Source organism: Streptomyces sp. Sge12, from assembly GCF_002080455.1.
GTDB lineage: Bacteria > Actinomycetota > Actinomycetes > Streptomycetales > Streptomycetaceae > Streptomyces.
This window is the reverse complement of sequence record NZ_CP020555.1, coordinates 3997706-4022694: the sequence shown is the minus strand read 5'-3', so window position 1 is coordinate 4022694 and position 24989 is coordinate 3997706. Positions and strand designations below refer to the sequence as shown.

Annotated in this window: 22 protein-coding genes, 1 tRNA gene and 1 pseudogene; 14 read left to right on the top strand and 10 right to left on the bottom strand. The window is 71.3% G+C overall.

What is annotated here, in order from left to right:
- Window position 1 precedes the first annotated feature (1 nt).
- The gene (locus tag B6R96_RS17935; protein ID WP_107475536.1) at window positions 2-3274 is read left to right on the top strand and encodes an AfsR/SARP family transcriptional regulator; all 3273 of its coding nucleotides are present in this window, start codon (window positions 2-4) and stop codon (window positions 3272-3274) included.
- Window positions 3275-3348: 74 nt separating this feature from the next.
- Here the strand turns inward: B6R96_RS17935 and B6R96_RS17930 are convergent, their stop codons facing one another.
- The gene (locus B6R96_RS17930; RefSeq protein WP_030383887.1) at window positions 3349-3528 is read right to left on the bottom strand and encodes a hypothetical protein; all 180 of its coding nucleotides are present in this window, start codon (window positions 3526-3528) and stop codon (window positions 3349-3351) included.
- An 85-nt stretch (window positions 3529-3613) separates the two neighbouring features.
- A complete protein-coding gene (locus tag B6R96_RS17925) occupies window positions 3614-4519 on the bottom strand; it encodes a hypothetical protein (RefSeq protein WP_081522951.1) in 906 nt (301 codons plus the stop codon).
- 203 nt (window positions 4520-4722) lie between these two features.
- Here B6R96_RS17925 and B6R96_RS17920 point away from each other — a divergent pair, with 203 nt between their 5' ends.
- On the top strand, window positions 4723-5277 hold the full coding sequence (locus B6R96_RS17920; RefSeq protein WP_081522950.1) for a LysM peptidoglycan-binding domain-containing protein: 555 nt from the start codon (window positions 4723-4725) through the stop codon (window positions 5275-5277).
- Between the two features lie 77 nt (window positions 5278-5354).
- Here B6R96_RS17920 and B6R96_RS17915 read toward each other — a convergent pair whose 3' ends face one another.
- A complete protein-coding gene (locus tag B6R96_RS17915; protein ID WP_107084750.1) occupies window positions 5355-6062 on the bottom strand; it encodes a DUF5324 family protein in 708 nt (235 codons plus the stop codon).
- 147 nt (window positions 6063-6209) lie between these two features.
- On the opposite strand from B6R96_RS17915, the gene B6R96_RS17910 reads away from it, so the two are divergent.
- Together B6R96_RS17910 and B6R96_RS17905 are read left to right on the top strand one after the other, a co-directional pair.
- Complete coding sequence (locus B6R96_RS17910) at window positions 6210-6737, top strand: peptidylprolyl isomerase (protein WP_030383883.1); 528 nt, start codon at window positions 6210-6212, stop codon at window positions 6735-6737.
- Between the two features lie 137 nt (window positions 6738-6874).
- Window positions 6875-7750, top strand: coding sequence for a rhomboid family intramembrane serine protease (locus B6R96_RS17905; protein ID WP_053701218.1), 876 nt, complete (start codon window positions 6875-6877; stop codon window positions 7748-7750).
- 115 nt (window positions 7751-7865) lie between these two features.
- On the opposite strand, the gene crgA is transcribed toward B6R96_RS17905, so the two are convergent.
- Complete coding sequence (gene crgA, locus B6R96_RS17900; protein ID WP_030383881.1) at window positions 7866-8120, bottom strand: cell division protein CrgA; 255 nt, start codon at window positions 8118-8120, stop codon at window positions 7866-7868.
- 91 nt (window positions 8121-8211) lie between these two features.
- On the opposite strand from crgA, the gene B6R96_RS17895 reads away from it, so the two are divergent.
- The 6 genes and pseudogenes from B6R96_RS17895 (at window position 8212) to B6R96_RS17875 (ending at window position 12177) form a co-directional block, all read left to right on the top strand.
- Window positions 8212-8985: a DUF881 domain-containing protein gene (locus B6R96_RS17895; protein WP_053167405.1), complete on the top strand. Its 774-nt coding sequence runs from the start codon at window positions 8212-8214 to the stop codon at window positions 8983-8985.
- Window positions 8957-9718: a class E sortase gene (locus B6R96_RS17890; RefSeq protein ID WP_081522949.1), complete on the top strand. Its 762-nt coding sequence runs from the start codon at window positions 8957-8959 to the stop codon at window positions 9716-9718. The genes B6R96_RS17895 and B6R96_RS17890 overlap by 29 nt, the downstream gene beginning before the upstream one ends.
- Before the next feature lie 90 nt (window positions 9719-9808).
- Entirely contained in the window at window positions 9809-9985 is a 177-nt protein-coding gene (locus B6R96_RS37705) for a hypothetical protein (RefSeq protein WP_030011120.1), read from the top strand.
- Window positions 9982-10620, top strand: a complete 639-nt coding sequence (locus B6R96_RS17885; protein WP_030383878.1) for an aminodeoxychorismate/anthranilate synthase component II — start codon at window positions 9982-9984, stop codon at window positions 10618-10620. Before B6R96_RS37705 ends, B6R96_RS17885 begins: the two co-directional genes overlap by 4 nt.
- A gap of 140 nt (window positions 10621-10760) precedes the next feature.
- Window positions 10761-11441 (top strand): annotated as a pseudogene (locus tag B6R96_RS17880) (class E sortase); the annotation flags it as partial.
- Between the two features lie 13 nt (window positions 11442-11454).
- A complete protein-coding gene (locus B6R96_RS17875; protein WP_053701216.1) occupies window positions 11455-12177 on the top strand; it encodes a class E sortase in 723 nt (240 codons plus the stop codon).
- A 225-nt stretch (window positions 12178-12402) separates the two neighbouring features.
- Here the strand turns inward: B6R96_RS17875 and pknB are convergent, their stop codons facing one another.
- From pknB to B6R96_RS17840, 6 genes are all read right to left on the bottom strand, one after another.
- Window positions 12403-14427 (bottom strand): Stk1 family PASTA domain-containing Ser/Thr kinase, encoded by a 2025-nt coding sequence (gene pknB / locus B6R96_RS17870; RefSeq protein ID WP_081522947.1) that lies wholly within the window; start codon window positions 14425-14427, stop codon window positions 12403-12405.
- A gap of 195 nt (window positions 14428-14622) precedes the next feature.
- Entirely contained in the window at window positions 14623-16089 is a 1467-nt protein-coding gene (locus B6R96_RS17860) for a peptidoglycan D,D-transpeptidase FtsI family protein (protein WP_079405560.1), read from the bottom strand.
- Window positions 16086-17510, bottom strand: coding sequence for an FtsW/RodA/SpoVE family cell cycle protein (locus B6R96_RS17855; protein ID WP_053701213.1), 1425 nt, complete (start codon window positions 17508-17510; stop codon window positions 16086-16088). Before B6R96_RS17855 ends, B6R96_RS17860 begins: the two co-directional genes overlap by 4 nt.
- A gap of 34 nt (window positions 17511-17544) precedes the next feature.
- A complete protein-coding gene (locus tag B6R96_RS17850) occupies window positions 17545-19002 on the bottom strand; it encodes a PP2C family protein-serine/threonine phosphatase (RefSeq protein ID WP_030383872.1) in 1458 nt (485 codons plus the stop codon).
- Window positions 19003-19149: 147 nt separating this feature from the next.
- Window positions 19150-19653, bottom strand: coding sequence for an FHA domain-containing protein FhaB/FipA (locus B6R96_RS17845; RefSeq protein ID WP_030013067.1), 504 nt, complete (start codon window positions 19651-19653; stop codon window positions 19150-19152).
- A 10-nt stretch (window positions 19654-19663) separates the two neighbouring features.
- Window positions 19664-20521 carry an FhaA domain-containing protein gene (locus B6R96_RS17840; RefSeq protein ID WP_053167394.1) on the bottom strand — a complete coding sequence of 286 codons (858 nt, stop codon included), beginning with the start codon at window positions 20519-20521 and terminating at the stop codon, window positions 19664-19666.
- Between the two features lie 293 nt (window positions 20522-20814).
- Here B6R96_RS17840 and B6R96_RS17835 point away from each other — a divergent pair.
- The 4 genes from B6R96_RS17835 (at window position 20815) to B6R96_RS17820 (ending at window position 24962) form a co-directional block, all read left to right on the top strand.
- Window positions 20815-20897: transfer RNA gene (locus B6R96_RS17835), tRNA-Leu, on the top strand.
- A 237-nt stretch (window positions 20898-21134) separates the two neighbouring features.
- Entirely contained in the window at window positions 21135-22835 is a 1701-nt protein-coding gene (locus B6R96_RS17830; protein WP_081522946.1) for a sensor histidine kinase, read from the top strand.
- A gap of 9 nt (window positions 22836-22844) precedes the next feature.
- The gene (locus B6R96_RS17825; protein WP_081522945.1) at window positions 22845-23504 is read left to right on the top strand and encodes a response regulator; all 660 of its coding nucleotides are present in this window, start codon (window positions 22845-22847) and stop codon (window positions 23502-23504) included.
- A gap of 57 nt (window positions 23505-23561) precedes the next feature.
- Complete coding sequence (locus tag B6R96_RS17820) at window positions 23562-24962, top strand: DUF2252 domain-containing protein (protein ID WP_081522944.1); 1401 nt, start codon at window positions 23562-23564, stop codon at window positions 24960-24962.
- Window positions 24963-24989: the final 27 nt, after the last annotated feature.

The following is a 24989-nucleotide window of genomic DNA, read 5'->3' as shown; positions in this document are numbered from 1 at the left end:
GATGCCGGGGGCGGATGCGGAATCCGGGGAGAGACGAAGCGGGGCTCCTGTGGGGGGCAAGCTGCGCTTCAACGTGCTCGGATCGCTCGAAGGATGGATCGACGACGTACGGCTGAGGCTGGGGGGAGCCATCCAGGAACGGGTCCTGTGCATGTTGCTGCTCGAAGCCGGCCGGGTGGTGCCCGTCGCACGGCTCGTCGAGGCGACGTGGGAGAAGGACCCGCCGGTGACCGCGGCGCACCAGGTCCGCAAGGCCGTCGCCGATCTGCGGCGGCGGATACCCACCGGCAGTGCGGTGATCGCCACCGACGGGCCGGGATACCGCGTGGTGGTGACGGACGAGCAGCTCGACCTGCTGGAGTTCGACACCCTGACCAGGGCGGCCGCCCTGGCCGTGCGGGAGGGCGGGCAGGCCGCGGCCGCCGACGCGCTGCGGGCCGCCCTCGCGCTGTGGCGCGGCTCGGTGCTGTCCGGGGCGGGCGGACCGGTGATCGAGGCCGCGGCGACCGCGCTCGAGGAGCGCCGACTGGCCGCCGCGGAGCAGCTGTTCGACCTGTGCCTCGCCCTGGGCGAGAGCGGTGAGCTCATCTCGGGCCTGCGGGCCCTGATCACCCAGCACCCGCTGCGGGAGACGCTGCGCGGGCAGTTGATGCTCGCCCTGTACCGGTCCGGGCGGCAGGCCGAGGCGCTCAGGGAGTACGGGGAGGTCCGCGAGCTGCTCGTGGACGAGCTCGGGATCGATCCGGGGCCCCGGCTGGCCAGGCTGTACGAGGCGATCCTGCGGGACAGCCCCGAGCTGGCCGCGCCCGAACGGCCCGCGCCGGTGCCGGTCCCGGTGCCGGTGGCCGTCCTGCCCGTACCTGCGGCTCCCGAGCCGGTGGCTCCCGTACCGCAGGAGCCCGAGCCGGTCCTGCCCGCGCCGCCGGTTTCGGAGAGCGCTCCAGAGGCTCCCGCTCCGGGCTCGGCCCCGGCTCCGGCTCCGGACCAGGCTCCGGCTCCGGGCTCGGTTCCGGCGGGAACGGTACGGGAAGAGCCGGGAACGCCGGCCGCGCCGGCCGACGCCCCGTGCACCCTGCCCTACGACCTGCCCGACTTCACCGGCCGCGCCAAGGAACTGGCCGAGCTCTTCGACTACGTGCAGGACGAGGGCCGGGGCGGCGACCGGTACGCCCGGATCGTGGCCATCGACGGCATGGGCGGCATGGGCAAGACCACCCTGGCCGTGCGTGCCGCGCACCGGCTGGCCGGCCGGTATCCCGACGGGCAGCTCCACATCGACCTGCACGGATTCACCCCGGGCCGGGCGCCGGTGACACCGGCCGCCGCGCTCGACAGCCTGCTGCGGACCCTCGGCACGCCGGGCGACCGGATCCCCGAGGACCTGGAGGGGCGCACCGCCCTGTGGCGGTCGAAGCTGGACGGCCGGCGGATGCTGCTCCTGTTCGACAACGCGGTCGACGCGGCGCAGATCAGGCCCCTGCTGCCGGCCTCGCCCGGCTCTCTGGCCCTGATCACGAGCCGGGGGCGGCTGCTGGACCTGGACGGCGTCGAGTGGGTGTCCATCGGGATGATGGAGCCCGAGGACAGCACCAGTCTGATGGCCGAGACCCTCGGCGCGACCCGGGTGGCCGCCGAGCCGGCGGCCTCCGCCGAACTGGCGGAGCTGTGCGGGCACCTGCCGCTGGCCCTGCGGATCGCGACGGCCCGGCTGCGCAACAGGCCGCGCTGGACGGTGCGTTACCTGGTCGAGCGGCTGCGCGACGAGAAGCGCCGGATGGACGAGCTCAGTTCGGGCGAGCGCAGCGTCGCGGCGACCCTGCGGCTGTCCTACCTGGCGATGGACGAGGAGTACCGGACCGCGTTCCGCATCCTCAGCCTGTACCCGTGCGCCGGCACCGACGTCTACTCGGCGGCGGCGCTGCTCGGTACGGCCGTCCGCGACGCCGAGGACGCCCTGGAGTTCCTGCTCGACGTCCACCTGGTCCAGCAGCCCGACATCGGTCTGTACACCTTCCACGACCTGGTGCGCAGCTTCGCCCAGAGCCTGCGGGGCTCGGCGACGGCCGAGGACGACGCGGAGGCGGTCGAGCGGCTGCTCGGCTACTACATGACGACCTCGGACGCGGCCTGCGAGGTGCTGTTCCCCGGCCGTGAGAGCCGCCCCACCGGCATCCCGCCGTACCAGGGGGAGCGGCCGCACTTCCGGGACGCCGAGCAGGCCGTCAACTGGTTCGACCGGGAACAGGTGGGACTTCTGGCGGCCGTGTCGCTCGCCGAGCGGTCCGGCCACGACCGCTACGCGGCCTGTCTGAGCCGCAACATCGGCTTCCACCTGCACGCGCACGGGCAGCTCGACGAGTTCTGGAGCGTCGGGCACCTCGCGGTCGCCGCCGCCCGCCGGCTCGACGATCCGGCGCTCCTCGGCATCAGCCTGGCCAATCTGGGCGCGGCCTGCTGGAAGCTCGGCCGCTTCGAGGAGGGGCTGGAGGTGGCCCGGGAGGCGCGCGCCACCGCGGGCCGCGCCGGGGACCGGCACACCGAGGCGAACAGCGAATCGACCATCGGGCTGCTGCTGTCGATGCTCGGGAGGTACGGGGAGGCGCTCCCCCTCCTGGAGCGTTCGGTGGCGGCGGCCCGGGAACTTGGCAACCCGCGCGCGGAGTCGGAGGGCCTGACCACCCTCAGCACGCTGTACGAGCGGTGGGGCCGCTATCCGGAGGCGGCCGAGGCGGCCCGCCGGGCGATCGAGATCGACCGCGACCTCGGCTACCGCAGCAACGAGATCATGGCCCTGGCCGATCTGGCCTTCGCGCAGGTGGGGCTCGGCGAGTACACGGACGCGGACGCCAGCCTCAAGCGCGCCCGCGACCTGTGCGACGAGACCAGGTCACCGGGTGACGTGGCCCTGGTGCTCGCGCTGTCCGCCCAGGTCGCGCACGAGCGGGGCGACGGCCCGCAGGCCCGCGCGTTCGCCGAGCGCTCCCTGGTCCTCGGCCGCACCAGCGGCGCCCCCATCCGGCTCGCCAAGGTCGAGAACGTCCTGGGGCAGCTCCACATGCTGTGGGGTGAGCACGAGGTGGCGCTGGCCCTGCACGCCCATGCCCACAAGATCGCGGCGCCGATGAGCTTCCGCGCCGAGGAGGCGTCCGCGCTGGTGGGCCTCGCCCAGGCGGCCGAGGCGCTCGGGGATGCCGCGGCCGCGGCCGGACACCGTACGGCCGCCGAGGGGTTATTCGATTTCATGGGCCTGCCGGCGCACCGCCGGACCTACTGACCCCGTACGCGCACGTGCCCCGCACCGGAATCCGGTGCGGGGCACGTGCGTGTGGCGCGCGGCAGGCGGCAGGTCTAGCGGCGGGACGGGGCCGGGGTGGGGGCGGGGGAGGCGACCCCGGGGCCCTTGTCGTCCGCCAGGACCTGGTAGCCGGAGGGCTGACCGGCGTCCGCCGGGCTGCTGACCGTCACACCGACTCCGAACGCCAGAGCCGCGGCGATGATCCCGATCAGTCCAGCCAGCTTGCTGCGCATGTGTGGAACCCCCTGGTGTGTACCCGGTGCGGCTCCCGTGTGGTGCGGTGGCCGCTCTCGACAGGACAAAGAGTGGCCGAGTCCCTTACCGGTCCGTTCCCCTCTCGATACCGCCCGCCGCCGCGGTGCGGGAGCGGTCGGTACCGGCCTGTTCCCGGTCCGGCTCCATGGCCGCCGCGATACGTGATCCCCGGGCGCTGACCAGCACGTCCGTCCGTGTGGTGCCCGATTCGTACCCGGCCAGATCCAGCAGGGCCCGTACCGTCGCGCGGATGCCGGCCTGCTCCGCGTCGTGCAGCGGAGCCGCCGTTCCCTGGGGTGCGATGTCGGCCACCAGGTGCATTCCGTCGACCGTCAGCGTCTCCACCCGGAACTTGGCTCCGGTCAGCAGCTCTTCGACGAGATACGGCGCCGAGTGCCGTGCGGTGACGGCCTGTTCGGCCCACCGGGCGAGTTCGGGACGGTCGCGGACCGCAACGGTCCACCAACACCCGCTCTTGTCGGCTGATTTGATGACCACGGGCAGCGGGAAGTCCTCCGCCAGCGAGCACGCCTCGCCGACCGTCCGCGCCTCCTCGGCGCGAACGGCCGAGGTCCGGCTCTGATTGAGGATGCGCCGGACCGCCACCGCGTCCGGCAGCCGGCCCGCCGGCTTCCCGCGGCTCCCGGAGAGTTCCCGCACCACTTCCTCGGCGGCGGCCGCGGACCCGCGGCCGAGACCCCGTTCGAGATCGCTCGCGAGGTGGAGGATCTGCCCGATCCCGTGCGTGAGGACGGTGTCCGTCAGCAGGGCGCGCAGCGCGGCCGCGTCATCGAAGTCCACCCGCAGGAGGCGCTGGGGCGGTAGCTCCGGGGGCATGCGGGCGTCCCCCGGCCGGGGTTCGGGGTCCGTCACCACCCAGATGTCCAGGCCTGCCACGATCGCGGCGCTCACGAGCCCGGGCCCGGGCCTGACCAGCACTACCCGCTCCGCGGCCTGTCTGATGATCACAGAAATCTCCTCCATCGTGTCTCACGAGGGTGGTGCCGCACCTTCCCGGTCCGTTCCCGTCGTGTTCCCGGCCCGGTGGCGGCGTGCGCCCTGCACCGGCGTCCCCCGGACAGCCCCGTCGCAGGGCCGTGCGGCGCCCGGTGCAGGACAGTGGAGGGAGGTATCGATATCAGGGGGCACCCTCACGCCGGAGGCGTACAGACATGGGACTCTTCGACTTCCTGAAATACGAAAAGAAGAAGGCGCCGGGTGGTGCCGAGAAGGAGCACGCGCAGCAGCAGGCAGCCGGGGAGGCGGGGAGGCCTTCCGCGGGCTCGGCGGCCGACGCCGCCTCGGCCACCCGGGCCGCCGCCGAGCGCATGGCGGCTGCGGCGCCGCCCAAGCGAGGCCCCGCCACCCCGGCCCCCGCGACCCCGACCCCCGGGTCCGCCGCGCACAAGGCCGTGCCCGCGCCGCCGCGGCCCGCCGCGATGCCGAAGCCCGGGCCCTCCTCCGCGACCGCGCCGGGCGCCCTGCACACGCCCACACCCCATTCGGCCGCGCACAAGGCGGTACCGGCTGCCCCCGTGGCCAAGCCCGGGCCCACCGCCAGGAAGCGCACGTACACGGTCAAGGCCGGCGACTCGCTCCCGTCGATCGCCCGCACCGAGCTGGGCAACGAGGCCCGCTGGCGCGAGCTCTACGCCATGAACCGGGGGGTCGTCGGCGCCAACCCCGACCTCGTCCGCCCGGGCATGCTCCTCACCCTCCCCGGCTGAGGGCCGCGCGCGGACCACGGCGACGCGAAGGGGCCCGGATCCTGGTGAACGGATCCGGGCCCCTTCGCGTGCGCCGATCAGAGCTGCTTGTCCTCCGGGCCGGACCCGGCCTCGCGCTCCTTCTCCGCCAGCTCGTCGTCGAAGCTAGCCGGCGCCGCGTCGCGTGCCGACAGCTCGGTGGCCGCCGGCGGTTCGACGAGCCAGTCCGGATTCGACTGCTGGTCCCACCACCTCCACGCCGCATAGGCGGCACACGCCAGTACGCCGACCAGGGCGGCCCCGCGCAGGATCTTGCCGTTGCGCTCGCGCCGTTGATGACGCCGCACCAGCTTCTGCACCTCCTTGGCCGTCACCTGGCCGCGGAGCGCGGCGAAGGCGGCCGTCGAACGTGACGCGGCCTCCTCCGCCATCGGGGTGGCGGCCGCGATCGCGCTCTCGATCTTCGGCTGCGTGTAGTCGGCGGCCTGCCGCGCCGCCCGTGCTGCCTGTGTCGCCGCGCGGTCGACGGGGGGCGGGACATGGGCCCGCGCCGCCTTGAGCCGGGGATGCAGGTGGCAGTCGTACGTCGAACGGGCGTGCTGGGCGGCGCTGCTCGCCGCGTACGACACCTTGGGTGCCAGCCGCTCGTTCGCTTCCTGGGCGTAGTGCACCGCGGCGTCCCTGGCGGATTCCGCGTACGGTGCCACCACTTCCGTCGCGTGACGCACACTCTCCCTGGCACTCTCGGCTGCCAGGCGCATGCTCTCCTTGCCGGTCACGGGATCCTCCTCCTCGGTGGCGGACACAGTTCACCTTTCCACCCTTTGACGGATCATGCCTGCCATATCGCGGACAGGCATGCGTGACAGGGCATACGGGTGGACGATTTCAGTGCCGCGGAGCGCTCCGTGCGACCATCTGGACCGACAGTGATGACTATGGAAGGCAGATCCGTGGCCGAGAAGCTCTACGCCACCCTGAAGACGACCCACGGCGACATCGTGGTCGAGCTGCTGGAGAACTTCGCTCCGAAGACCGTCCGGAACTTCGTCGAGCTGGCCACGGGCGCCCGCGAGTGGACCCGGCCCACCGACGGCCAGAAGACCACGGACCCGCTGTACGACGGCACCGTCTTCCACCGCGTCATCAGCGGCTTCATGATCCAGGGCGGCGACCCGCTGGGCAACGGCACCGGCGGTCCGGGCTACCGCTTCGCGGACGAGTTCCACCCCGACCTGGCCTTCACCAAGCCGTACCTGCTCGCGATGGCCAACGCGGGCCCGGGCACCAACGGCTCGCAGTTCTTCATCACGGTCGCACCCACCGCCTGGCTGACGCGCAAGCACACCATCTTCGGCGAGGTCGCCGACCCGGCCAGCCAGAAGGTCGTGGACGCGATCGCCGGCAGTGCCACCAACCCGCGCACCGAGCGCCCGCTGGACGACGTGATCATCCAGTCCGTGGTCGTCGAGCGGCGCTGACCCACCGGTCCTCCGGGCCGGTCCCCGGCCCGTGCCCCGGCCCCGCTCCCGGGAACCTTTCGGCCCCGCCCGTCCGTACTGGATACGTACGGGACCGGCGGGGCGCCCCCCTGCCTCGCCGCTGATCGAGGGAACCGATGGACACCGACCGTCTGCCGGGCTGCTACCGCCACCCGGACCGCGACACGGGGATCCGCTGCACCCGCTGCGAGCGCCCCATCTGCCCCGAGTGCATGATCAGCGCCTCGGTGGGCTTCCAGTGCCCCGAATGCGTCCGCGAGGGCTCCGGCACCGGGCACCGGCCGACCGCGAACGCGCCGCGCACCGTCGCGGGCGGGGTGGTCGCCGCCGACCCCCACCTGATGACCAAGATCCTCATCGGGATCAATGTGCTGGTGTTCCTCGTGGCGCTCTCCGACCCGGCGCTCGCGATCCAGCTGGAGCTGATCGGCCGGTACCGGGAGTACCTCGGCGGCCCGATCCACGGAGTTTCCACAGGCGAGTACCACCGGCTGCTGACCTCGGTGTTCCTGCACCTGGAGTGGTGGCACATCATCGGCAACATGATCGCCCTGTGGGTGATCGGCGGCCCGCTGGAGGCGGCGCTCGGCCGGGTCCGCTACCTCGCGGTCTTCCTGCTCTCGGGCCTGGGCGGCAGCGCGCTCGTCTATCTGCTGACCGAGCCGTACGTCCCGACCCTCGGCGCCTCTGGTGCCGTCTTCGGCCTGCTCGGCGCCACCGTCGTGCTGGCGAAGCGGCTGCGGTACGAGATGCGGCCGGTGATCGTCATGGTCGTGCTGATGCTCGTGCTGACCTTCGTACCGCTCGGCGGTGCGCTCAGCGTGTCCTGGCAGGCCCATGTGGGCGGCCTGGTCACCGGTGCGCTGGTGGGTCTGGGCATGCTCATGCCTGCCGCCGGCAGGAATCGCGCACTCGTCCAGTGGGGCACCTGCGCGGTGACGTTCCTGCTGGCCGCGACGGTGATCCTGGCCCGCACCGCGGAACTCACCTGATCACACCGGCGTCAACTCTCCACAGAGTTATCCACAGATCTTCTGTCTTTTCCTCAGGTGTGGATGACGCTGTGGATAACTCATGGGGAGAGCTTCCATCAGGGGCTGTGGGGTGCTACTTCCACTGCGTGGATACGCCGAATCCGGCAGCGATAAAGCCGAAACCAACCACAATGTTCCAATTGCCCAGCGCCTCGATCGGCAGCTGGGTCTCGGTCACGTAGAAAACGACGATCCACGCGAGTCCGATCAGGAAGAACGCCAGCATGACCGGAGCGACCCAGCTGCGATTCGTGAGCCGGATGCTCTGCGGCTGCCGCGTGGGCGGCGGCGTGTAGTCGTCCTTCTTGCGGATACGTGACTTCGGCACGAGGGGCTCTCCTGTCGATGCGCTGGGGACCTTGCCTGCCCCGGGCGTCCGTTAGCGTAGTGGACCTGTGGCGTTGAAGGAGAAGGGTACGTTGAGCAATTCCGACGACTCCTCCGCGGGTCCCCGTCGCCGGGCCAGACCGGTCCGGCTGCTGACGGCCGCCGTCTTCGCCCTGGCCGGGCTGCTCTTCGTCACCAGTTTCAACACCTCCAAGGGTACGAACATCCGGACGGATGCATCACTCCTGAAGCTGTCGGACCTCATCAAGGAGCGCAGCCAGGACAACGCGGCGCTGGAGCAGAGCACCGCGGCGGCACGCGGCCGGGTGGACGCCCTCGCCGACCGTGACGACGGCAGCACCAAGGCGGAGGACGCCAAGCTGGCCGCCCTGCGCGCGGCCTCCGGCACCGAGGAGCTGACCGGCAAGGGCCTGACGGTCACCCTCAACGACGCCCCGCCGAACGCCACCGCCCGCATCCCCAACGTGCCCGAACCGCAGCCCAACGACCTGGTGATCCACCAGCAGGACCTGCAGGCCGTGGTCAACGCCCTCTGGCAGGGCGGTGCCGAGGGCATCCAGGTCATGGACCAGCGGCTGATCTCCACCAGCGCGGTCCGCTGCGTGGGCAACACCCTGATCCTCCAGGGCCGGGTCTACTCGCCGCCGTACAAGATCTCCGCCGTCGGCGACCCGGCCGCGATGAAGAAGGCCCTCGCCGCCTCCCCGGCCCTGCAGAACTACCAGCTGTACGTGAACGCGTACGGGCTCGGCTGGAAAGTGGACGAGCACAAGGCGCTGACACTTCCCGGGTACTCCGGCACAGTGGACCTCCACTATGCGAAGCCGGTGGCGCCCACCCCGTGATCGGGTCCGTCCTGACGTCGTACTGCGCCTGGTGGTACGGACGTTCAGCGAGGTGTGCCTGACGGCGGGCACCCTGATCGTGCTCTTCGTCGCCTACGTCCTGCTGTGGACCGGGGTCAAGGCCGACCGGGCCATGGACGGGGAGATGGACCGGATGCGCGACCGCTGGGCGGCGGCCCCCGCCCCCGCCCCGGCTCCCGCCCCCGCACCGCCCACCGCCCCCGCCCCGGCGCCCCAGGCCGGGCCCGGGCCCGAGCGCCAGCCCGCCGGCCGGGCCTTCGCCGAGATGTACGTTCCGCGCTTCGGCCGGGACTGGGTCAAGCCGGTCCTGGAGGGCACGGACCCCGAACTGCTGAAGAAGGGCCTGGGCCACTACGCCGCCACCGCCGGCCTCGGCGCCGTCGGCAACTTCTCGGTGGCAGGACACCGGCGCACCTACGGGGACCCCTTCAAGGACTTCCCGGACCTGCGTCCGGGCGACGAGGTGATCCTCAAGGACGCGAGCACCTGGTACACGTACACCGTCCGCGGCGGCCCCCTGCGCACCCTGCCCACCGACGTCGCCGTCGTCGACCCGGTCCCCGAGAAATCGCCGTTCACGGCGCCCGGCCGCTATCTGACGCTGACGACCTGCGACCCGGAATGGGGACACAGCCACCGGCTGGTCGTCTGGGCGGAGCTGACCGGGACGCGCAGCGCGGACCGGGGCCGGCCGGAGGGTTTGTCCGGGTGACCCACCCTTTCGGGCCGCTGCCTTTAGTCTGTTCGCGTACCGCCCCCGCGGTGCGTTGAACGAACGTGGACGAAAAGGAATCGGGCGGGCATGTACGGCTGGATCTGGCGGCACCTGCCGGGAAACGCGTGGGTACGCGCGCTGATCTCGCTCGTACTGGTCCTCGCGGTGGTCTTCGTACTGTTCCAGTACGTCTTCCCGTGGGCCGAGCCGCTGCTTCCGTTCAACGATGTGACGGTGGACGAGGGATCGGGAGCCACTCCGTGAGCGCGCGCATTCTGGTTGTGGACAACTACGACAGCTTTGTCTTCAACCTGGTCCAGTACCTCTACCAGCTCGGCGCCGAATGCGAGGTGCTGCGCAACGACGAGGTCGGGCTCGCGCACGCGCAGGACGGCTTCGACGGCGTGCTGCTGTCCCCCGGCCCCGGAACGCCGGAGGAGGCGGGCGTCTGCATCGACATGGTCCGCCACTGCGCGCGGACGGCCGTCCCCGTCTTCGGCGTCTGCCTCGGCATGCAGTCGATGGCGGTCGCCTACGGCGGCGTCGTGGGCCGGGCGCCGGAGCTGCTGCACGGCAAGACCTCGCCCGTGCTGCACGAGGGCCTCGGAGTGTTCGAGGGACTGCCGTCGCCGTTCACCGCCACCCGCTACCACTCCCTCGCCGCCGAGCCCGGCACGCTGCCCGACGCGCTGGAGGTCACGGCGCGGACCGAGGACGGGATCATCATGGGCCTGCGCCACCGGGAGCACGACGTCGAGGGTGTGCAGTTCCACCCCGAGTCCGTGCTGACCGAGTGGGGGCACCGGATGCTCGCCAACTGGCTCGTGCGGTGCGGGGACGCGGGCGCGGTGGAGCGCTCGGTGGGGCTCGCCCCGGTGGTGGGCAAGGCCGTCGCGTGACCGCGGTCGCGCCGTCCGCGCCCACGGAGGGCCGGGCCGCGCGACGCAGGGCAGCCCAGGAAGCGGCGAAACAGGCCGCCAGACGCACCCGGCGACGGGGCGGGCGGCGGCGCAGGCGGCCGGCCTCGGGCGGCCCGGTGGTCATCGCGAGCCGGCTGGGCGGAGAGCTGTTCATCACGCTCGGCCTGGTGATGCTGCTGTTCGTCGCCTACCAGCTCTGGTACACGAACCTCCTGGCGGAGCGGGTGGCGAACGGCGCCGCCGGCTCGCTGCGCCAGACCTGGGAACGGGACCCGGGCACCGCCGGGGCCGCCGCGCCGCCCGTGACGGCCTTCGAACCCGGCCAGGGCTTCGCCATCCTGCACATCCCGAAACTGGACGTGAAGGTCCCGGTGGCGGAGGGCATCAGCAAGCCGAAGGTGCTGGACCGGGGCATGGTCGGGCACTACGGCGAGGGCGCGCTGAAGACGGCGATGCCGGCCGACAAAGAGGGCAACTTCGCGGTGGCCGGACACCGCAACACCCACGGCGAGCCGTTCCGCTACATCAACCGGCTGGTGCCCGGGGACCCCGTGGTGGTCGAGACCCGGGACGCCTACTACACGTACGAGATGACCTCGTCGCTCGCGCAGACCCCGCCGACGAACGTGGCGGTCATCAAACCGGTGCCGGAGGGATCGGGATTCACATCCGCGGGCCGGTACATCACGCTGACCACCTGCACCCCGGAGTTCACCAGCACCTACCGGATGATCGTATGGGGCAGGATGACCGATGAACGCCCCCGCAGCCAGGGCCCGCCGCCCGCGCTGACCAGTTAAGGACGAATCAGCAGTGTCTCGTGCCAGCCGCCGCGCCGCGGCCCCGCCCGTCGGCAACCGCAGTGTGCTCGCCGGATTCCTGAGCCTGCTGGGCGAGGTCCTGATCACGGTGGGCCTGGTGCTGGGCCTGTTCGTGGCCTACTCCCTGTGGTGGACGAACGTGCTCGCCGACCGGCAGGCGTCGGCCCGCGGGGACGAGATCCGCCAGCAGTGGCAGGCACCCGAGCAGGCCGCGGGACCGGGGGCGCTGGACACCCGGGGCGGCGTCGGCTTCCTGCACGTGCCCGCGATGAAGAACGGCGAGGTGCTCGTCAAGGCGGGGACCGACCCGGACACCCTCGACGACGGTGTGGCCGGCTACTACACGCAGCCGGTCAAGTCGGCGCTGCCGTGGGACGAGAAGGGCAACTTCGCGCTCGCCGCGCACCGGGACGGCCACGGGGCGAAGTTCCACAACATCGACAAGGTGCGCAGCGGCGACGCGATCGTCTTCGAGACCCGCGACAACTGGTACGTCTACAAGGTCTTCGCGGAGCTGCGCCAGACCTCGAAGTACAACACCGACGTGATCAACGCGGTCCCCAAGGACTCCGGGAGGACCGCCCCCGGCCGGTACATCACGCTCACCACCTGCACCCCGGTTTACACCTCGAAGTACCGGTACATCGTGTGGGGCGAGCTGGTCCGGACGGAGAAGGTGGACGCGAAGCGGACGCCGCCGGCCGAGCTGCGCTGACCGGGCGCAGCCGGCCCCGCGGAAGGCGCCTGGAGGCGCTCCTGACGCCTCCTGAGCCCCACGAGGCCCCCGGAGGCGCATGAGCCCCGTCCGGGGCCGCAGACGGCCGCACAGCGCCAAAAGGTCCGGCCCCTCACCCGCGAACGGGGAGGGGCCGGACCTTTTCCGCCGTGCGGTCGCCCCGAGCAAAGTCGCCCCGAGCGGTCGCCGCGTCGGCGGGCCGCGTTAGTTGTTGCGGACCAGGCCGCCGAAGCCGCCGCCGTTGTTGTTGCCGCCCTGCTGCTGGCCGCCGCCGGCCGTGATGAGGTTCACGGCCTGGCCCGAGTTGACCGGGGTGCCCGGCTGCGGGTCGGTACCCAGCACGATCGCGTTGTCGTCCGAGGGACCGACGACGATGCCGACCTTGAGGTTGGCGCGCCGCAGCTCGTCCTTGTACTGGCCCACCGTGCGGCCGGCGAAGTTCGGTACGGCGGTCTGCGTCGAGGCCTTGGCGATGGTGATGCCCACCGTCTTGCCCACTTCGAGCTGCTGGCCCGGCTGGATCTGCTGCTCGACGACCGTGCCCGGTACGGCTCCGGGGGAGTCGATCTCCGTCACGCTGCCGAGCCGGAGCTTGGCGTCCGTGAGGGCCTTGGCCGCCTCGTCCTTCTTCTTGCCCTTGAGGTCGGGGACCTCGGCCTTGGAGATCTCCTTGGCGACGGTCAGCTTGACGACGCTGTTCTTCTCCGCCTCGGTGCCGCTCTTCGGGTCCTGCTCCAGCACGGTCCCGGCCGGGCGGTCGGACTCCTGGGCCTTGCGCTCGACCTGGAAGCCCTTCTCCTTCAGCTGCTTCTCCGCCTCGTCGAAGCTGAGGCTCAGCACGTTCAGGACCGGGATCTTGGGCGCGCCCGTGGAGATCGTCACCGTGACCGTGGAGCCGTCCGCGACCTTCTCGTCGGGCGCGGGGTTCTGCTTGCAGACGTTGCCCTTGGGCTGGTTGTCGCACGGCTCGTCGGCGCCCTTGACCACCTTGAGGCCGACGGCGTCACCGCTCTTCTGCGCCCGTTCGAGGGTCTGGCCGACCAGCGTGGGCACGGAGGGCCGGTTGTCTGCGCCCTCGCCGAAGAGGGCGCGGCCGATGAGGATCGCGCCGACGAGCACGAGGATGCCCGCCGCCACGAGCAGCACGGTGGACGCCTTGCTCTTCTTCTGGCGGCGGCCGGAGCCCTGGTCGTAACCGCCGTGGCCCTGGTCGCCGTAGCCGTATCCGCCGTCGCCCGGGGGCATCGGCGGCATCATCGACGTCTGGCCGCCGGGGTCGGTGGTGCGCAGGGCGGTGGTGGGCTGGTCGTAGCCCTGGTGCCCGTAGCCGTGACCCTGGTCGGGATAGCCGTAGCCGGCCGCGCCCATGCTGGCGGTGGCGGCGACGGGCTGGCCGTCGAGGCAGGCCTCGATGTCGGCCCGCATCTCGTCGGCCGACTGGTAGCGGTAATCGGGGTCCTTGACCAGCGCCTTGAGGACGATGGCGTCCATCTCGGGCGTGATCTCGGGGTCGAAGTTCGACGGCGGCTGCGGCTCTTCCCGTACGTGCTGGTAGGCGACGGCCACGGGGGAGTCGCCGACGAAGGGGGGCCGGACGCTGAGCAGCTCGTAGAGCAGGCAGCCCGCGGAGTAGAGGTCGGAGCGCGCGTCGACCTGCTCGCCCTTGGCCTGCTCGGGCGAGAGGTACTGGGCGGTGCCGATGACGGCGGCCGTCTGCGTCATGGTCATACCGGAGTCGCCCATGGCGCGGGCGATGCCGAAGTCCATGACCTTGACCTGGCCGGTACGCGTCAGCATCACGTTGGCGGGCTTGATGTCGCGGTGCACGATGCCGGCGCGGTGCGAGTACTCGAGGGCCTGGAGGATGCCGATGCACATTTCCAGGGTGCGCTCGGGCAGCAGCTTGCGGCCCGAGTGCAGCAGCTCGCGCAGCGTGGAACCGTCGACGTACTCCATCACGATGTACGGGATGGAGATGTTGTCGACGTAGTCCTCGCCGGTGTCGTAGACCGCGACGATCGCCGGGTGGTTCAGCGACGCGGCCGACTGGGCCTCGCGCCGGAACCGGGCCTGGAAGGACGGGTCACGGGCGAGATCGGCACGCAGGGTCTTGACGGCGACGGTACGGCCGAGCCGGGTGTCGTGGGCGAGGTAGACCTCGGCCATGCCACCACGGCCGAGCACGTGGCTCAGCTCGTACCGGCCGCCGAGGCGACGCGGCTCTTCCATAACGTTGCAGCCCTCTCCGTCAGTCCCGACCGCACCTGTGTGTGGTCCGGCGGTGTGCTGTTCGCGCAAAGGCTACCGGCCGATCGTCCGTGATCGGTTCGTGGCCACAGGCTGATACTGGACCGGTACCGTACGCTCCGATCGGGGCGGAGTTCAGTGATGTGCGTCACTCCGCTCCGGCCCGTCCCTGTTCGGTCACCCCTGGCTGTTGAGCACTGCCTTCATGACCGCCTGGGCGACGGGGGCGGCGAGACCGCCACCGCTGATGTCGTCGCGGGCGGTGCCCTCGCTGTCCTCGATGACGACGGCGACGGCGACGGGCGAGGTGCCGTCCGGGTTCTCGGCGTAGGAGATGAACCAGGCGTAGGGGCGCTTCTTGTTGCCCTCGCCGTGCTGCGCCGTACCGGTCTTGCCGCCGACCTTCACGTCCTTGATCTTGGCGTTGGTGCCGGTGCCCTTCTCGACGACGTTGACCATCATCTCCTGGACCTTCTGCGCGTTGGCGGCGGAGAGGGGCCGGCTCATCTCCTGCGGCTCGTGCTTCTCGATGATGTCCAGGTTGGGGGCCGTGAGGTGGTCGACCATGTACGGCTTCATCAGCTTGCCGTCGTTGGCGATCGCGGCGGTGACCATGGCCATCTGGAGCGGGGTGGCCGCCGTGTTGAACTGGCCGATGGCGCTCTGGGCGTTGCCGTCCTTGCCCATCTTCTTGTCGTAGATGCTGGCGAAGGCGCGGACCGGGATGTCGATCTTGTCGTTGTTGAAGCCGAACTTCTCCGCGGTCTCCACCATCTTGTCGCGGGTGACCTTGTCGCCCATGTGGGCGAAGACGGAGTTGCAGGAGATCCGCAGGGCCTCGTTGAGGCTGGCCTTCTCGCATCCGGTGTGGGAGTTGGGCAGCTTGGTCTGGGTGCCGGGCAGGATGTACGGCTCGGGGGTGTCCGTCGGGTCGTCGATGTTCTTGACGACGCCGTGCTCCAGGGCCGCGGCCGCGGTGACCACCTTGAAGGTGGAGCCCGGCGGATAGGTCTCGCGCAGGGCGCGGTTGACGAGCTTCTTGTCCTCGCTGTCCTTCAGCTCGTTCCAGGCCTTGCCGTCCGCCGTGGAATTGCCCGCGAAGGTGGAGGGGTCGTACGAGGGGGTGGAGACCAGGGCCAGGATCGCGCCGGTGCGCGGGTCGATGGCGGCGACCGCGCCCTTCTTCTCGCCGAGCTCCTTGAAGGCGGCCTTCTGCGCGTCGGGGTTGAGCGTGGTGACGACGTTGCCGCCCTGCTTCTTCTCCCCGGTGAACATGCCGATGGTGCGGTCGAAGAACAGCCGGTCGTCGTTGCCGGTGAGGATGCCGTCCTCGAGCGATTCGAGCTGGGTGGCGCCGAAGGCCTGCGAGGCGTACCCGGTGACGGGCGACCACAGCGGGCCGTCCAGGTAGGTGCGCTTGAACTTGTAGTCGCTGCCGTCGGTGACCGCGGAGCCGGTGATCGGCTCGCCCTTGACGATGATGTTGCCGCGCTCGGTCGCGTACTGGGCGATCTGGACCCGGCGGTTCTCCTTGCGGGTGCTGAGCTCCTCGGCCTGCACGTACTGCAGCCAGTTGGTGCGGATCAGCAGCGCGAGGACGAGCAGCCCGCAGAACAGCGAGATGCGGCGCAGGGGCTTGTTCATGACGGACGGACCACCTGGGTCATCTCGGAGTCGGGGGACGGGGCGGGAGCCGGTGCGGGGCGGCGTGCGGTGTCGCTGATCCGGATGAGGATGGCGATGAGGATCCAGTTCGCGAGGACGGAGGAGCCGCCGGACGCGAGGAAGGGCATCGTCATGCCGGTGAGGGGGATGAGGCCCATGACGCCGCCGGCGACCACGAAGATCTGGAGCGCGAAGGCGCCGGAGAGGCCGATGGCGAAGAGCTTGCCGAAGGGGTCGCGGGCGGCGAGGGCGGTGCGGACACCCCGCTCGATGATGAGCCCGTAGAGCAGGAGGAAGGCCATCACCCCGGCGAGGCCGAGTTCTTCGCCGACGGTCGAGAAGATGAAGTCGGAGTTGGCGGCGAAGCCGATGAGGTCGGAATTGCCCTGGCCCCAGCCGGCGCCGAGGACGCCGCCGGAACCGAAGCTCATGATCGACTGGCCGACCTGCTCGCAGGCGCCCGAGGTGGCGTAGCAGGCGAAGGGGTCGAGCCAGGCGGTGACACGGGCCTTGACGTGGCTCGCGAAGCTGGCGACGACCACGGCGCCGCCGACCGACATCAGCAGGCCGATGACGATCCAGCTGGTGCGCTCGGTGGCCACGTACAGCATGATCACGAACATGCCGAAGAAGAGCAGCGAGGTGCCGAGGTCGTTCTCGAAGACGAGGACCAGCAGGCTCATCGCCCAGATCATCAGGATCGGGCCGAGGTCGCGGCCGCGCGGCAGGTAGAGGCCCATGAAGCGGCGGCTGGCCAGTGCGAGCGCGTCGCGCTTCACCATCAGGTAGCCGGCGAAGAAGATCGCGATGACGATCTTCGCGAACTCACCGGGCTGGATGGAGAAGCCGCCCACGCTGATCCAGATCTTGGCGCCGAAGACGTCGGCGCCGAGGCCCGGGACGACGGGCAGGATCAGCAGGATCAGGGCGCCGGCCATCGAGATGTACGTGAACCTCTGCAGGACGCGGTGGTCCTTGAGGATCAGCAGGACGGCGGCGAACAGGGCGATGGCGAGCGCCGTGTACATCATCTGGCGGGGCGCGGAGGGGGAGAACGCGCCGAAGGACCGCTTGGCGAGGTTCTGCAGGCGCTCGGACTGGTCCAGGCGCCAGATCAGGACGAGGCCCAGCCCGTTGAGGAGCGTGGCCAGCGGCAGCAGCAGCGGGTCGGCGTACTTGGCGTACCGGCGCACGACGAGGTGCGCGATCCCGGCGAGGGCGCCGAGGCCCAGGCCGTAGAGCACCATGCCGGGGGGCAGGGTGCCGTTGATCGCGAGGCCCACGTTGGCGTAGGCGAACATCGGGATGAGCACGGCGAAGCCGAGCAGCAGGAGCTCGGTGTTGCGCCTGCTCGGCAGCTCGATGGCGCCGATGGTGGTCGTGTTGGTGACAACGCTCATGGTGTGGCAGGCCCCCTGTGCCCGCGTATCTCTACTACTTGCCGCACAGCCCGACCAGCTGCTGCTCTTCGGGAGTCAGGCTGGGGGCGGGTGTCGGGCTGTTCTGCGCCTCGGCGTTCCGGCGTTCCTCGTCCTTCTTGCACGCGGAGACCTGGACCCCCAGATCGTCGAGCTTCTTGCGTGCGGCGTCGAGGCTGCCCTCACTGATGGTGGCTTCGACCAGCTTCCGCTTGAAGGGCGGCAGGTACTTCAGTTCGATGTCGGGGCGATCGGTCTCCACCTTGGAGAGCTCCAGCGGCCCCAGCTTCGGGCTGATGCCGCGGAACAGGGCCACGTGCTCGCCCTTCACGCCCACGTAGAACTGGGTCTGGGTCCAGCGCCAGCCCGCGTAGAGGCCGCCGCCGATGACACCGGCCACGATGAGCAGGGTCAGCGTACGGGTGGTCCACTTGCGCCCTTTGCTGCGGCGCCTGCGGGGGTGGTCGTACGTGTCCTCGTAGGCGGAGTCGCCGTCGTAGGCGTCGGCCTCGCCGAAGGTGCCGTAGCCGTTGCCGCCCTGGCCCTGCTCGGAGTACCCGTAGCCCGGGGCCTCTCCGCTGCCGGGGGGCCCGAAGGCGCCGGGGGGCGGGGACTGGCGGCCGAGGCCCGAGGCCCGGCCGGCCGGGGTCTGCATGGCGTTGCCGCCGTCGAAGAGCTGGTGCTGGTTCTCGGCGACCGCGCCGACGACCACCGGGGTGTCGTTGACCTGGGCGGCGAGGGTGTCGCCGCTGTCGGTGTCGAGCACGTCGGCGACGATGCAGGTGATGTTGTCGGGTCCGCCGCCGCGCAGCGCCAGCTGGATCAGGGACTGCACGGTCTCGCGGGGACCGTGGTAGTCCGCGAGGGTCTCTTCCAGGGTCTGGTGGGAGACGACGCCCGAGAGCCCGTCGGAGCAGATCAGGTAGCGGTCGCCGGCCCGGACCTCACGGATGGAGAGGTCGGGTTCGACGATGTCGCCACTGCCCAGCGCGCGCATCAGCAGGGAGCGCTGCGGGTGGGTGGTGGCTTCCTCCTCCGTGATGCGCCCCTCGTCGACGAGGCGCTGCACCCAGGTGTGGTCCTGGGTGATCTGGGTGAGGACGCCGTCGCGGAGCAGGTAGGCGCGGGAGTCGCCGACATGGACGAGGCCGAGGCGCTGGCCGGTCCACAGCAGGGCGGTGAGCGTGGTGCCCATGCCCTCGAGCTGGGGGTCCTCCTCGACCATGACGCGCAGCTGGTCGTTGGCACGCTGCACGGCCGTGGCGAGGGAGGTGAGGATGTCGGAGCCCGGGACGTCGTCGTCGAGCTGCACGAGCGTGGAGATCACCTCGGAGCTCGCGACCTCGCCGGCGGCCTGGCCTCCCATGCCGTCGGCGATCGCGAGGAGCCGGGGACCGGCGTAGCCGGAGTCCTCGTTCCCTTCGCGGATCATGCCCTTGTGTGATCCGGCGGCGAACCGCAAGGACAGACTCATGCGCACCTGCCCTGTCGACGAAGCTGCCTCCGGGTACAACCGGTCTCGAGCCACACTGCCCACCCTCCGGTCGGGAGCGCGCTCGGGTCCGTGTCCTCGGTGGGACGGATCGCCGCCGCGCGCTCGCTCCGCTCGCTCATTCTCGTACTACTTCCGCAGCTCGATGACGGTCTTGCCGATGCGGATCGGTGCGCCCGGCGGAATGGGCGTCGGGGTGGTCAGCCGGGTCCGGTCGAGATACGTGCCGTTGGTGGACCCGAGATCCTCGACGATCCACTGACCGTCACGGTCGGGGTAGATCCTGGCATGGCGGCTGGACGCGTAGTCGTCGTCCAGCACGATCGTGGAGTCGTGCGCGCGGCCCAGCGTGATCGTCTGTCCGGCGAGGGCCACCGTGGTTCCGGTGAGGATGCCCTCGGAGACGACGAGCTTGGTGGGTGCGCCGCGGCGCTGGCGCTGCTGTGGAGGCGTGGCCTGGCGGCCCGCCTGCTGCGGGGCGCCACCGGCGCCGCCGCCGCCGCGACGGGACCCGCGCTGGGTCACGCGCGTCCCGAAGAGATCGCTGCGGATGACCTGAACGGCCACGATGACGAACAGCCACAGAACGGCCAGGAAACCCAACCGCATGACCGTCAGGGTCAGCTCTGACATTGCCCCCGCTTCACCCTTCGGCTTGCCGGTAAATGATGGTGGTGCTGCCCACGACGATCCGCGAGCCGTCGCGGAGCGTAGCGCGGGTGGTGTGCTGCCCGTCCACCACGATGCCGTTGGTGGACCCGAGATCCTGGATCGTCGAGGGCGTTCCGGTCCGGATCTCACAGTGCCGGCGGGATACGCCGGGATCGTCGATCCGCACGTCGGCTTCCGTGCTTCGGCCGAGTACGAGCGTGGGACGCGAGATCTGGTGGCGGGTGCCGTTGATCTCGATCCAGTGGCGCCGGGGGCCTCCCGAGTTCGCCACGGGGGCGACTCCGGCGGGTCCGCCGGGGGCGGGCCGCCGCGCGCCGGGTCCGCCGGGAGGCGGGGCGCTGGGCATGGGCGGGGCGGCGACCGGCGGATAGCCGTAGCCGCCCTGCGGCTGGTTCTCCGGCGGGTAGCCGTAGCCGCCCTGTGGGGACGGCGGCCCTGCCTGCGGCTGGGAGGTGCTGGAGGCGAGGGTGCGGCTGCGGACCCGGTAGAGCCCGGTGTCGAGGTCGTCGGCCTTCTCCAGGTGGACCTTGATGGGGCCCATGAAGCTGTACCGCTGCTGCTTGGCGTAGTCGCGGACGAGGCCCGCGAGCTCGTCGCCGAGCTGCCCGGAGTAGGGGCTCAGCCGGTCGTAGTCACCGGCGCTGAGCTCGACGATGAAGTCGTTGGGGACGACGGTCCGCTCACGGTTCCAGATGGTGGCGTTGTTGTCGCACTCCCGCTGGAGGGCTCCGGCGATCTCCACCGGCTGGACCTCGGACTTGAACACCTTGGCGAAGGTGCCGTTCACCAGACCTTCGAGTCGCTGCTCGAACCGCTTCAGAACTCCCATGGGGCACCTCCTCCGTCGCTGTCGCCCTGTACTGCTTACTGATCGTATCCACGCGTGGCGGATTCCGGTGGTTCCCCATCGCACCTGTGAGGACGAGTGTTGGTCCTCACAAGCGATCGTAGGGGCGCCCCGGAGACAGTGTCCCGCACCAGGAGCGGAGTGCGGGAGGGGCCGTCCGTACCGGGGTGCGGGGGTGCCGGGAAAGCGATGTGAATCCACCCCGTTCTCCGTGCTAATGTTTCGACGTCGCCAGGGGAACGGCCCGAAAGGGAAGATCCACTGGGGCGCCGCTCGGGCGAGTGGCGGAACGGCAGACGCGCTGGCTTCAGGTGCCAGTGTCCTTCGGGACGTGGGGGTTCAAATCCCCCCTCGCCCACATCGACGAAACGGTCGTCATCGCGAAAGCGGTGGCGGCCGTTTCGTGTTTCTCCCCACTCCCTCGTATCTCCCCCCTTCTTTCCGGTGCTTTCCGGCCAGGAGTGATCCAGGACACGTATACGGGTGTCGGCGGCGCGTACGTGGCCGATGTCGCAGTGGCCGTCCGACTTTCGTCGTGCGGGCCGCGACGAAAGAGGGCGGCCGGGGCGCGCTGCCGGTGTCTAGGGTCGGGCGGGTGGATGCGAAGGCGAAGACGCGTGCCGGCTGGGACTGGCTGAAGGGCCCGGAGCCGTGGACGCGGCGGATGCTGGCGGGGGACCTGGCGCTCGGCGGCGTACTGGCCATACTCGGCCTGGGCGTCGAGGAGGTCAGCGGAGCCTCCGGACGGCGCATGCTGTTCGGCGCCGTGGCCGCGGTGGTGGTGACGCTGATGCGCCGCAGGCTTCCGGGGAGCACGCTCGTCCTCGCCTCCGGGGTGGTCACCTTCCTGCCCGGGGCCTTCTTCGTCCTGCCCCTGCTCGGCTGGTCCGCCGGGCGGCGGATCGTCGGGGTGGGCCGGGCGCTGGCCGCCTTCACGCTGGCCTTCGTGGCGGCGATCGGCTGCAGCGTCGTGGACCAGCGGTCGCAGATGCAGCCCCTGCTCGTGATCGTGTTCTCCACGCTGATGTTCCTGGCGACGACCGTGATGCCGGGTTTGGCCAGCCGGTACTGGTCGCAGCGCCGCACCCTGCTGCGGGCGCTCCAGGAGCGCAACGGCCAACTGCTGCGCGAGCGGGCCATGGTCGCCGGGCAGGCGAGGCTGCGCGAGCGCCAGCGCATCGCCCAGGACATGCACGACAGCCTGGGGCACCAGCTGGCCCTGATCTCCGTGCACACCGGGGCACTGGAGGTGGATCCGCAGCTCACCGACCGCCAGCGCGAGGCGGTGGGGGTGCTGCGGCAGGCATCGGTGGCCGCGATGCACGAGCTGCGCGAGGTCGTCGGCATCCTGCGCGACGGGGTCGAGGCGCCCCCTCCGGTGGAGGAGGCCCAGCCCGCGGCGCGCGGGGTGGCCGGCATCGCGGGGCTCGTGGAGGCGGCGCGGGGCTCGGGCACCGACGTACGGCTGACCGCGTCGGGCCGGCCCAGGCCGCTGGTCGCGGCGTGCGACCACGCCGCGTACCGGATCGTGCAGGAGGCCCTGACGAACGCGTACAAGCACGCTCCGGGGGCGCCGATCACGGTGGAGCTGCGGTTCGAGGACGACTCGCTGGTGGTGGAGATCGCCAACGGGCCGTCGCCCGGCCCGTCGGCCGACGGGGTGGTCTCGGGCGGGCAGGGCCTGACGGGACTGCGCGAGCGGGCCCGGCTGGTCGGCGGGATGGTGCACGCGGGCCCCGCCGACGCCGGTGGGTTCCGGGTGGCCGGGGTCCTGCCGTACGGGGCGGAGCCGGCCGGCGTGGTGGACGTGGCCGACGACTTCGGGCAGCAGACGCAGGCGTACGCACGCGGCCCGCTGCCGGGACGCGGCGGCGAGCAGCCGATGGACTGGGAGGCGGTGGACCGGGAGCTGGCCGTCCGCATGCCCAGCCGCTCCGGCGGTGTCGCGATGGGCTGCGGGATCGCGTTCGCCGCGGTGGTGCTGCTGGTGATCGTGTTCGGCGCCGGAGTGGTGCTGCTGCTGGACTCGGCGAGCGACGCGATGATCGACCGGGACGAGTTCGACGCCGTGCACGTGGGCGACTCGGAGCAGTCCGTCCGCGACCGGCTGCCGACCGGGGAGAACTTCATGACCGCCGGGGCCGCCCGCAAGGGGCCGCCGAGGCCGGCGGGCTCGGACTGTCTGGCCCTGCTGGCCGAGAACCAGCCGAGCGCCCTGGGAACGGACCGGATCTTCCGGTTCTGCTTCCAGGACGGCAAGCTCGTGGAAAAGCAGGAGTACGAGGTCAAGCAGTAGGAGCGCGGGGTGACAGCCGAAGTGATCAGAGTGGTGATCGCCGATGACGAGCCACTGATCCGGGCCGGGATCAGGATGATCCTGACCTCGGCGCCGGACATCGAGGTCGTCGCGGAGGCGGCCAACGGCAGGGAGGCGGTGGACTTGGCCCGCTCGCACACGCCCGACGTGATGCTGCTCGACATCCAGATGCCGGTGATGGACGGGCTGACCGCGCTGGGGGAACTGCGGCGGGCCGCGGTGGAGGTGCGGGCGCTGATCCTGACCACCTTCGGGGAGAAGGAGAACGTGCTGCGGGCGCTGGGCGAGGGCGGCGCGGGATTCCTGCTGAAGGACTCCGCTCCGGGCGAGCTGATCGGTGCGGTCCGGGCGGCCGCCGCCGGGGACGCCTACCTCTCACCGGGGGCGACCCGGCACGTGGTGGACCAGCTCGCGTCCGGGAAGGCCGCCGCGCGCGGTGAGGTGGCCCGGCGCCGGGTCGCGGAGCTGAGCGAGCGTGAGCGCGGTGTGCTGGCGCTGCTGGGCGAGGGTCTGTCCAATGCGGACGCGGGCCGGCGGCTGCACATGAGCGAGGCGACCGTGAAGACGTACGTGAGCCGGATCCTGGCGAAGCTGGACTGCGAGAACCGGGTCCAGGCGGCGTTGCTGGCCAGGGACGCCGGGCTGTAGATACGGTCAGCCCGTTCGGACAGAGATCCATGAAGTGAACGGGTGGGGGCGGCGTCGATGACGGCGGTAGCGGGTCAGCGGATTCCGGACGTGGCGGGGTTCGCGCCGAGAGTGGAGACCGACTCCCCGAAGGAGGCGGGCAAGGCGCTGCGCGCCCGCCTGCCGAGGACGGCGCACGCCGCCTTCACGGCGCCGGCCGACCGGCCGGACGCGGTGCGCGCGGTGGAGGAGTCCAACGCCGGGCGGGTCGCCGAGCTCACCCCGATAAGAGTGGGCCGGATGGCCGCGAACCCCTTCGCGTTCCTGCGCGGGGCGGCCGGGCTGATGGCCCACGACCTGTCCGGTGGTCCGGTGACCGGGGTCGGCGCGCAGATCTGCGGCGACGCGCACGCGGCGAACTTCGGTCTGTACGGGGACGCGCGCGGGCGGCTCGTCATCGACCTCAACGACTTCGACGAGACCGTGTTCGGCCCGTGGGAGTGGGACGTGAAGCGGCTGGCGGCCTCGCTGGTGCTGGCCGGCCGGGTGGCGGGCGCCGACGAGGACACCTGCCGGGCGGCCGCCCTGGACTCGGTGGGCGCCTACCGGCGCACCCTGCGGCTCCTGGCGAAGCTGCCCGCTCTCGACGCGTGGAACGCCATCGCCGACGAGGAACTGGTCTCGCACGCCGACGCCCGCGATCTGCTGGGCACGCTGGAGCGGGTCTCCGAGAAGGCCCGCAACAACACCTCCGCCCGGTTCGCCGCCAAGTCCACGGTGATAGGGCCGGACGGCGGCCGCCGCTTCGTCGACGCACTGCCCGTGCTGCGCCGGGTCGGGGACGCGGAGGCCGCGGCCGTGGCGGCCTCGCTGGGCCCCTACCTCCACACGCTCCAGGGCGACCGGCTGCCGCTGCTGGCCCGGTACGCGATCCAGGACGTGGCCTTCCGCGTGGTGGGCACCGGGAGCGTGGGCACGCGCTCGTACGTGGTCCTGCTGGTGGACCACCGGGGCGAACCGCTGGTCCTCCAGGTCAAGGAGGCCCGCCCCTCGGTGCTGCTGCCGCACCTGTCCGGGCTGGGCTTCGTCTCCGAGCCCGAGGAGCACGAGGGCCGCCGGGTGGTGGCCGGGCAGAAGCGGATGCAGGTGGTCTCCGACATCATGCTCGGCTGGACCACGGTGGAGGGCCGCCCCTTCCAGGTGCGGCAGTTCCGCAACCGCAAGGGCAGCGTGGATCCGGCGGCGCTGGCCGCGAACCAGATCGACGACTACGGGCGCATGACCGGAGCCCTGCTGGCCCGGGCGCACGCGCACAGCGTCGACCCGCGGCTGCTGGCCGGGTACTGCGGCAAGAACGACGAGCTGGACGTGGCGATGGCGGCCTTCGCCGTGGCCTACGCCGACCGCACCGAGGCCGATCACGCGGACCTGGTGGCGGCCGTGCGGAGCGGCCGGATCGCGGCGGAGACGGGGGTCTGACCGGGGTCTGGCCAGCGTCCGACCGGG